Genomic DNA, 7,038 nt, shown 5'->3' on the forward strand with positions numbered 1-7,038 from the left:
AGAATCGGCTCAAAATCCAGCATTTTAAGGCAAATTCACAGGCTCGACGAAGCACGGCCGCGCCAGCGGCTCAGGCCGAAGGCGCGGCGTTCGGTAGCCGTTTTCGCTCAGAAGGTTGCGCCCGCCTTGACGAGGTAGGTTCGACCCGGCAGCGGGTAGGCACTGAACCGGCCATCCGTGAAGGCACTCGCGATGGCATAGTCGTAGTACAAGGCGTTGAACACGTTATTGACGCTCAGTGACCAGAAAAAGCGCTGGTATTCGCCGCTGAGCTTCAGATCGATGGTGGCGTTGGCCGGAATGGGAAGTTGGGTGTTGCCTTGGTCATTATCCATGAAGCGCTGGCTCCAGCCGCGCAGCGTTGCGTCGGCGACCAGATACTTCTGCCAGATGTTCCAGGTCACGCCGGCGCTAACGGTATAGCGCGATACCAGCGGAACATCATTGCCCGCAAACGGCCCCTCGCGAAACACCGCGCGCGTATATGCAAAACCGCCATGAAACAGCACGGTTTCGCTGGCGCGGAAAGACGCGCTGGTCTCTGAGCCATAACGCCGGGTTGGATCGAGGTTGACGTTGAAGAACAGCGCGGGGATGAAATGGATCTCGTTTTCAAGATCCATGTTGTAGATGCTCGATTGCATCTGAAATGGCCCGGAATTGATGCGGAGGCCACCCTCAACGTCATGCGAGGTTTGAGTCTTCAACCTGAACGTCTGAGGAATCGGACTGCCAAAAGCATCGAATGAAGGTCCGGTCGCAACGCGCTCGTCAACATCCGGTGTGCGAAACGCGCGTGCCGCCCGGCCGAATAGCGAGAATACGCTGTTGAACCGATGCTCGATCCCGACATGCATTGCGTATTGCGTCTCATTGCTGTCGAGCGGAAGCGCCTGGGTGTCGAACGCGAATGGTGCGGCGGCATCGAAGCGGTCGCGTGCGGTCAGATTGATATTTTGAACGCGCGCTCCGTAGGAGAAATCAGTGGTCGGCAATAAGCCAATCGTGTGCTGCCAATAACCGGCGACCGTCTGCTGCGCGAGATCGTACATGTGGTACGGCGCGAAGCCTTGGAACGCGCTACGATTCTGATGGAACGTCGCATCGTAGTAATCGATACCCGACAACAGCGATGACGGCATGCCGAAGATTACATCTTTCACGCTTACTCGAGGAGTGATCGACCAGGTCAGCAAATTCGCGTCCACAAAGGTAGACGCAAAACTGGGAAACGGCGTTGTGCCGAAGAAGCCACTCTGCTGCCTCTTGCTTCGAACGCCACCATCGACAATGAGTTCGACGCCATTTCCCAGAAATTTGGTAAAGCCGGAGGTGAGGCTGGCGCCTTGCTGATTGGCATAGTCGAATGGCGTGGCAGTGCCTCGACGATCGGTAGCGAGTTGATTCACGCCAATCGACGGATCGACAAGCCTTCCGCCCGGAAGTCCCAATCTTTGCTCGTCACCTGAAAGCGTAAGGAATGCGCTGAGATCGGCCGTGGCGTAGTTGATGTTGCCGATGCCGTTGCGCTGATCGAGCGCATTGTTGACCCGATATCCATCCGATTTAATGCCATTACCAAAAAACGAGGCCGACCAGGGTCCCGAATTTAGCGCCGTCGAAACCGAGCCGCTGAGCAGATTGAAGGAGCCTGCCCCGGCTTCGAAGCGCATCGCGATCGGGGGACCACCAGCGCCGGTCTTGGTCACGATGTTGATGACGCCGCCGATAGCGTTATCGCCATACAGTACGGCGCCGCTATTGCCTCTGGTAATCTCGATGCGTTCGATCGAGTCGCGCGGAATGGTCGAGAGATCCACTTGCGACATATCGACGTCGTTCAGGCGCCGGCCGTTGATCAGCACCAGCGTGTTAGCGGTCGCGAAAGCGCCAAATCCTCTCAGATCGACCGTCGTCCTCGCTCCGTTGACACCCCCAAACAAGGTGGTGAGCTGCACACCCGGCGTTTGCGCGATAATTTCCTGGATGGTTTGCGCCGGCGAGCTGGCGATATCGGCAGCAGTGATAACGGTCGTGGCCGCGCCGACAATTCCGGCGAACTGTGCTGTTGTCGTGCTTGCGCCTCCCGCCGGCGCGTTGTTTGTCGGCGCGTTGATTGGGTTGATTGTCGGCGCCGCGTTCGGATGATCGCTATGTGCAACCTTCGGCGCGGTCGGGCGCGTTCCCACCCCATCATTGCTTATCGGTTGGGCGCGGGTCCGATTACCCTCGGGCGGGCTGACTTCGATAGCCGGCAGTTGCTCCGTGGAGGCCTGCTGTGCGCGGGCCCCTGAGACATGTAAGCAGAGCACGGGTGCAAGAAAAGTCGAGACGAGTAGATACGCGCGACGCCGCGCGGTGGCTTGGATCAAGGAAGGCATGGTTCGACCTCGGTATGACGTCAGTGGCACGTCACAGCGAACGAAGTCTCACCTTGTGCTTTCGCACCGCAGGTGAAGCTAATGTCTGTACTCCCCGACCGACATCTTCGCGTGTGACCACGGCTGACGGCAGGTCTCCTGGCTTGCGGGTCGATACCCTTCGTCGCCTTCCCAGGACCGAGTTTCCCAGTGGCATAGGACGAAAGATTCACCGCTTACAGTTGCGGGGGCAGCCGCGGCATTGGGGAAACATCCCCGCACCGCATTCCCTTTTGATCCCCAAATCGGGAACCGTCGCGAATATCTAGAAGTGTGCAGGGCGAAGAGTCAATGCTGATCCGTTGGCACCCGGCTGTCGCTCACCTTCAGGCGCCGTTTTGTTCGCGGGCCGCTTGTGCCCGACCTCAATCACTGTATGAGCATTGGCAGGGCGACGACATCGCCATTTGAGGGCGATTGATGAGCATTCAGAATATCATGGCGGGGACTGAGATCGCGGCGCGCCGGCGCGCCGGCGTGATGGCGGTGCTTGTGGCCGTGGTGATTGTGTTGCTGCTGATCTCGCTCGGGGTTGGGCCGGTGCGGCTGTCGCCAATCAATGTGATCGACGCGCTGTTCGGCGGCGGCAGTGACGTTCAGCAGGTGATCGTGCGTGAAATCAGGTTGCCCCGCGCGATTCTCGCCTTTGCGATCGGCGGAATGCTCGGTCTCTCCGGCGCGGCGCTGCAGGGGTTGCTGCGCAATCCTCTCGCCTCGCCCTCCTTGTTCGGCGCGCCTCAATCGGCCGCCTTCGGCGCGGTGCTGGTGATCGCGCTCGGTCTGGCCGATGTGCGATCCTGGGCGCTTCCGGTCGCGGCGATCATCGCGGCTTTCGGCTCGGTATTCGCGTTGCTTGCAATCGCGGGCCGCAATGCCGGGCTGCTGATCCTGATCCTCGCGGGTCTAGCGTTATCGAGTTTGGCGGGAGCGGCAACCGCGCTGGTGATGAACCTGTCCAGCAATCCGTTCGTGGTGCTCGAAATCGCGTTCTGGCTGCTTGGGTCCCTGGAGGATCGCAGCTTCCACCATGTCGTACTGGCGCTGCCATTCATCATCGCCGGCGCTGTCCTGCTGCTTGGCCAACGGAACGCTTTTCGGGCACTGAGTTTGGGCGAGGAAACCGCGCAAAGTCTCGGCGTCGATGTCGGCCGGCTCAGGCTGATGGTGATCTCAGGCGTTGCGCTTGGCGTCGGTGGCGCAGTTGCCGTATCGGGCACGATTGGATTCATCGGCCTGGTAGCGCCGCACCTCATCCGGCCGCTCATCGGTCACGATCCGACGCGGTTGTTGGTACCGAGCGCGCTTGCGGGTAGCGCGCTGCTGCTGGCGGCGGATATTGCCGTGCGCGTTATTCCCTCGACCAGCGACATCAAGGTCGGTGTCCTGACCTCGATCATCGGGGTGCCGTTTTTCCTCTATCTGATCATGCGCGAACGCCGCGCGCTTGGCGGGGGCGTGGCATGACCGGACATGGCATCATTACCGCGCAAGGTCTCAGCGTGACATTGGCCGGCCGGCTCGTGCTGAGCGATATCTCGCTTGCGCTTTCAACGGGACATCTGGTGGCCCTGGTCGGACCGAACGGGGCCGGCAAGACCACGCTGTTGCGCGCACTGGCGGGGCTCGTGGCGTCAGAAGGCCAAATTTATGTTCGCGGCGAAGCCTTGTCCTCGCTGAGCCTCGGCGAACGCGCCCGGCGTTTTGCCTATCTTCCACAAGGCCATCTCGTCCATTGGCCGCTGCCGGCGCGGGACATCGTCGCGCTCGGCCGTTATCCGCATGGCGCGACCGATCCGGCGCGACTGAGCGCCAAAGACGCTGACGCGGTACTTCGCGCGATGCAGAAGGCCGATGTCGTGCAGTTCATGGACCGGCGAGTTACGGAGTTGTCCGGCGGTGAGCGAAGCCGTGTGGCATTGGCGCGTGTGCTGGCGGTTGAAGCGCCCGTGATCCTGGCGGATGAGCCGACCTCCTCGCTCGATCCGCATCACCAACTCGACGTCATGCAAACGCTCCGCGCGGCCGCCGATAAAGGCGCACTGGTCATTGTGGTGACACACGACCTCGGGCTAGCGGCGCGATTTTCGGACGCTATTCTGGTGCTGTCCGAAGGCCGCCTGATGGCGCAAGGGGCTCCGGAAGAGGCACTTTCAGAACAGGTCATGCGAGCGGTGTTTCGTGTCAGTGCATATCGCGCCGAATACCGGTGCGAAATGGTGATCATGCCGTGGGCGGAGATGTGAGGAACCGAGATGAGCGGGTGCTTGCGGTTTTCGTCGCTGTCGATCGCTCTGAGCGTTTTCATCTCCGCGCTCGGCTCTGTGCCAGCCTGGACAGCCAACTCGCCGCGCATCGCGTCGATGAACGTCTGCACCGACGAACTGCTGGTGCCACTGGCCGATCCCGAGCAGATCGTGGGGCTGAGCCGCTTTTCACGGGCCGCCCGGATCGATAAGGATGCTTCGCGGTTTCCGATACTATCAGGCGGCGCCGAGGACCTGCTGGTGCTCAAGCCCGATGTCGTGGTCGCCAGCCTGTTCGACAGGCGCTCGACCCGCGAGCTCCTGAAGGCGAACGGGGTTCATGTCGTCGAATTTCCGGTGCCTCGAAATGTCGATGAGGTGAAGGCGCAGATTCGCGAGATGGGGGAAATCGCCGGGCATCCGGATCGCGCGGCTGCGGAAATCGCGCGACTTGAAGCGGCACTCGCACACGCGCGGCAGGCCATAGGGGGCAAGCACTATCGCGTGCTGCAGCTATCGCGTCGTGGGTGGGTAGATGGCAGCAACAGCTTCATGGGCTCGCTCTTGACCGCAACCGGCCTGGTCAACACCGCCGGCGAACTTGGTTTCACTTCCGGCGGATTCGCTTCGCTCGAAACTATCGTGAACCTCAAGCCGGATCTTCTTGTGGTCTCGAAAGCCAACGGCATCGCGCGCGACGAAGGTCACGCATTCCTGCTGCATCCGGCGCTGGAACGGTTCTATCCGCCGGATAAACGTATCGTGATTCCGGAAGCCCTGACCGAATGCGGCAGCGTGATGCTGGCGGAGGCGCTGGACGTCCTGGTGCAGCAGCTCAAACGAATTAACCCGTAAGCACCGGTCCGCCGGCTTTCTTCCAGGCATCCATGCCGCCGGCGATGTGGGCAGTGTTGGCAAGTCCCGCTTCCTTGGCGGCGACGACTGCCATCGCGGAGCGTTCGCCAAAGGCACAGAAGAACACGATCCGTCTTCCGGTCGCCGCCGCCACTTCGCGCAGCATGCCGCCGGGCTGCAGGCCTTCGCCGATGGCAGGGTAGGGCGCGTGAAGGGCACCCGGTAGCACGCCGTGCTTGCTTCGTTCGCTGCTCTCACGAAGATCGACCAGCAGAATATCGGGCCGGCCCAGACTGTCGATGGCCTCTCGGGCCGTGAACGAGAGGCCCTGTTTGGCGAGGTCATCCTGGTGCAGGCCGACATGCATGTTGGCAGGCACGGCCACATCCATCATCTTTGGATTGGGCAGCTTCAGATTTGCCATCAACTCCACATATTCATCGACCGAGCGCACCTGCAGCCTTGGATTGAAGCGCTTCTCCTCGCCGATGGTCGAAACCGTATCGCCCTTGTAATCGTGGGCAGGAAACACCAGCGTTTCATCCGGCAGGTTCAGCAGCCGGTTGAAAATAGACTCGTATTGCGCGCGCGAGCTACCGTTCTGGAAATCGGTACGGCCAGTGCCGCGGATCAGAAGGGTATCGCCGGTGAATACGCGATCGCCCATCAGGTAGCTATAGGAATCATCGGTGTGGCCAGGCGTGTACATAACGTCGAGGCTGATGCCCTCGATCGTCACCCTGTCCCCCTCGGCAACCCGCATCGCCACGACATCCGCCTTGCTCTGCTCGCCCATGATCGTGACGCAATGGGTGCGGTCGCGCAGTTCGCCAAGCCCGGTGACGTGATCGGCATGAAGATGGGTGTCGACTGCCTTTACCAGCTTCAAATCAAGTTCACGCAGCAACTGGCAGTACCGGTCGACTTTGTCCAGTACGGGATCAAGGATCAGTGCCTCGCCGCCGGCGCGACTGGCAAGCAGGTAGCTGTAGGTCCCTGACACACTATCGAACAGCTGGCGAAAGATCATGGGAGTGCCGCCCCCGAATTTTCGATTTTAATCCGCGTGTTGAATATTGATCTCGAATGCATCCGGGCTCGCCAGCGGGGCTGTTCAAGTACCGACTAGCTATGGCCGAACATAACTCCAGCCCTGCTCCTGTAATTCCATCAGATGGACAACGCCAGAGGGAACGATGGTGGCATTGGCCACGATGGGGATCTCGTGGCCTTCAGCCTTCTCCATGCCCTGTTTGGTGTTATTGCACGCCGAAAACTGGATCTTGCCTGGAAACACCATGTCCTTGAGTCGCTTGATGCGGTCCTGGACCGGCGATGTGTCGGCCCGCAGCATGTGCAGGCCGGGGCCATAAGCGGCGATATCGACATCCACGTCCTGATTCTTTGCGCGATAATGTTCGATGACATGCGTTGCGTTGTTCAGCACCAAATTCATCACCTGCGGATCGTTCTGGTCGATCTGGATGGCGATATGGTGCGGTTGACCATCAGCGGCGAAA

6 protein-coding genes and 1 riboswitch are annotated in these 7,038 nt (G+C 60.5%); of the genes, 3 read left to right on the forward strand and 3 right to left on the reverse strand.

Annotated features, from left to right (window positions below; translation table 11 throughout):
• Nucleotides 1-107: 107 nt before the first annotated feature.
• Complete coding sequence (locus tag VJV58_RS19300; RefSeq protein ID WP_324138968.1) at nt 108-2,381, reverse strand: TonB-dependent receptor; 2,274 nt, start codon at nt 2,379-2,381, stop codon at nt 108-110.
• 111 nt (nt 2,382-2,492) lie between these two features.
• Nucleotides 2,493-2,692, reverse strand: a riboswitch (cobalamin riboswitch).
• A 166-nt stretch (nt 2,693-2,858) separates the two neighbouring features.
• Here VJV58_RS19300 and VJV58_RS19305 point away from each other — a divergent pair.
• Genes VJV58_RS19305 through VJV58_RS19315 form a run of 3 tightly spaced genes read left to right on the forward strand, consistent with a single transcriptional unit; the run spans nt 2,859 to nt 5,518 of the window.
• On the forward strand, nt 2,859-3,884 hold the full coding sequence (locus tag VJV58_RS19305; RefSeq protein ID WP_324138973.1) for an iron ABC transporter permease: 1,026 nt from the start codon (nt 2,859-2,861) through the stop codon (nt 3,882-3,884).
• On the forward strand, nt 3,881-4,663 hold the full coding sequence (locus tag VJV58_RS19310) for an ABC transporter ATP-binding protein (protein ID WP_324138969.1): 783 nt from the start codon (nt 3,881-3,883) through the stop codon (nt 4,661-4,663). Before VJV58_RS19305 ends, VJV58_RS19310 begins: the two co-directional genes overlap by 4 nt.
• A gap of 9 nt (nt 4,664-4,672) precedes the next feature.
• The gene (locus tag VJV58_RS19315; protein ID WP_324138970.1) at nt 4,673-5,518 is read left to right on the forward strand and encodes an ABC transporter substrate-binding protein; all 846 of its coding nucleotides are present in this window, start codon (nt 4,673-4,675) and stop codon (nt 5,516-5,518) included.
• Here VJV58_RS19315 and VJV58_RS19320 read toward each other — a convergent pair.
• On the reverse strand, nt 5,508-6,548 hold the full coding sequence (locus VJV58_RS19320) for an MBL fold metallo-hydrolase (RefSeq protein ID WP_324138971.1): 1,041 nt from the start codon (nt 6,546-6,548) through the stop codon (nt 5,508-5,510). The genes VJV58_RS19315 and VJV58_RS19320 overlap by 11 nt on opposite strands.
• Nucleotides 6,549-6,647: 99 nt before the next feature.
• Nucleotides 6,648-7,038 (reverse strand): DsrE family protein (locus VJV58_RS19325; protein ID WP_324138972.1); only part of this gene is annotated, 391 nt, incomplete at its 5' end.

It is taken from the genome of Bradyrhizobium sp. (assembly GCF_035273305.1).
GTDB lineage: Bacteria > Pseudomonadota > Alphaproteobacteria > Rhizobiales > Xanthobacteraceae > Bradyrhizobium.

Bases quoted from the DNA above. Each gene is read 5' to 3' on its own strand.
- VJV58_RS19320 (WP_324138971.1), bottom strand. From the start codon at position 6,548: ATGATCTTTCGCCAGCTGTTCGATAGTGTGTCAGGGACCTACAGCTAC.
- VJV58_RS19315 (WP_324138970.1), top strand. From the start codon at position 4,673: ATGAGCGGGTGCTTGCGGTTTTCGTCGCTGTCGATCGCTCTGAGCGTT.
- VJV58_RS19310 (WP_324138969.1), top strand. From the start codon at position 3,881: ATGACCGGACATGGCATCATTACCGCGCAAGGTCTCAGCGTGACATTG.
- VJV58_RS19300 (WP_324138968.1), bottom strand. From the start codon at position 2,381: ATGCCTTCCTTGATCCAAGCCACCGCGCGGCGTCGCGCGTATCTACTC.
- VJV58_RS19305 (WP_324138973.1), top strand. From the start codon at position 2,859: ATGGCGGGGACTGAGATCGCGGCGCGCCGGCGCGCCGGCGTGATGGCG.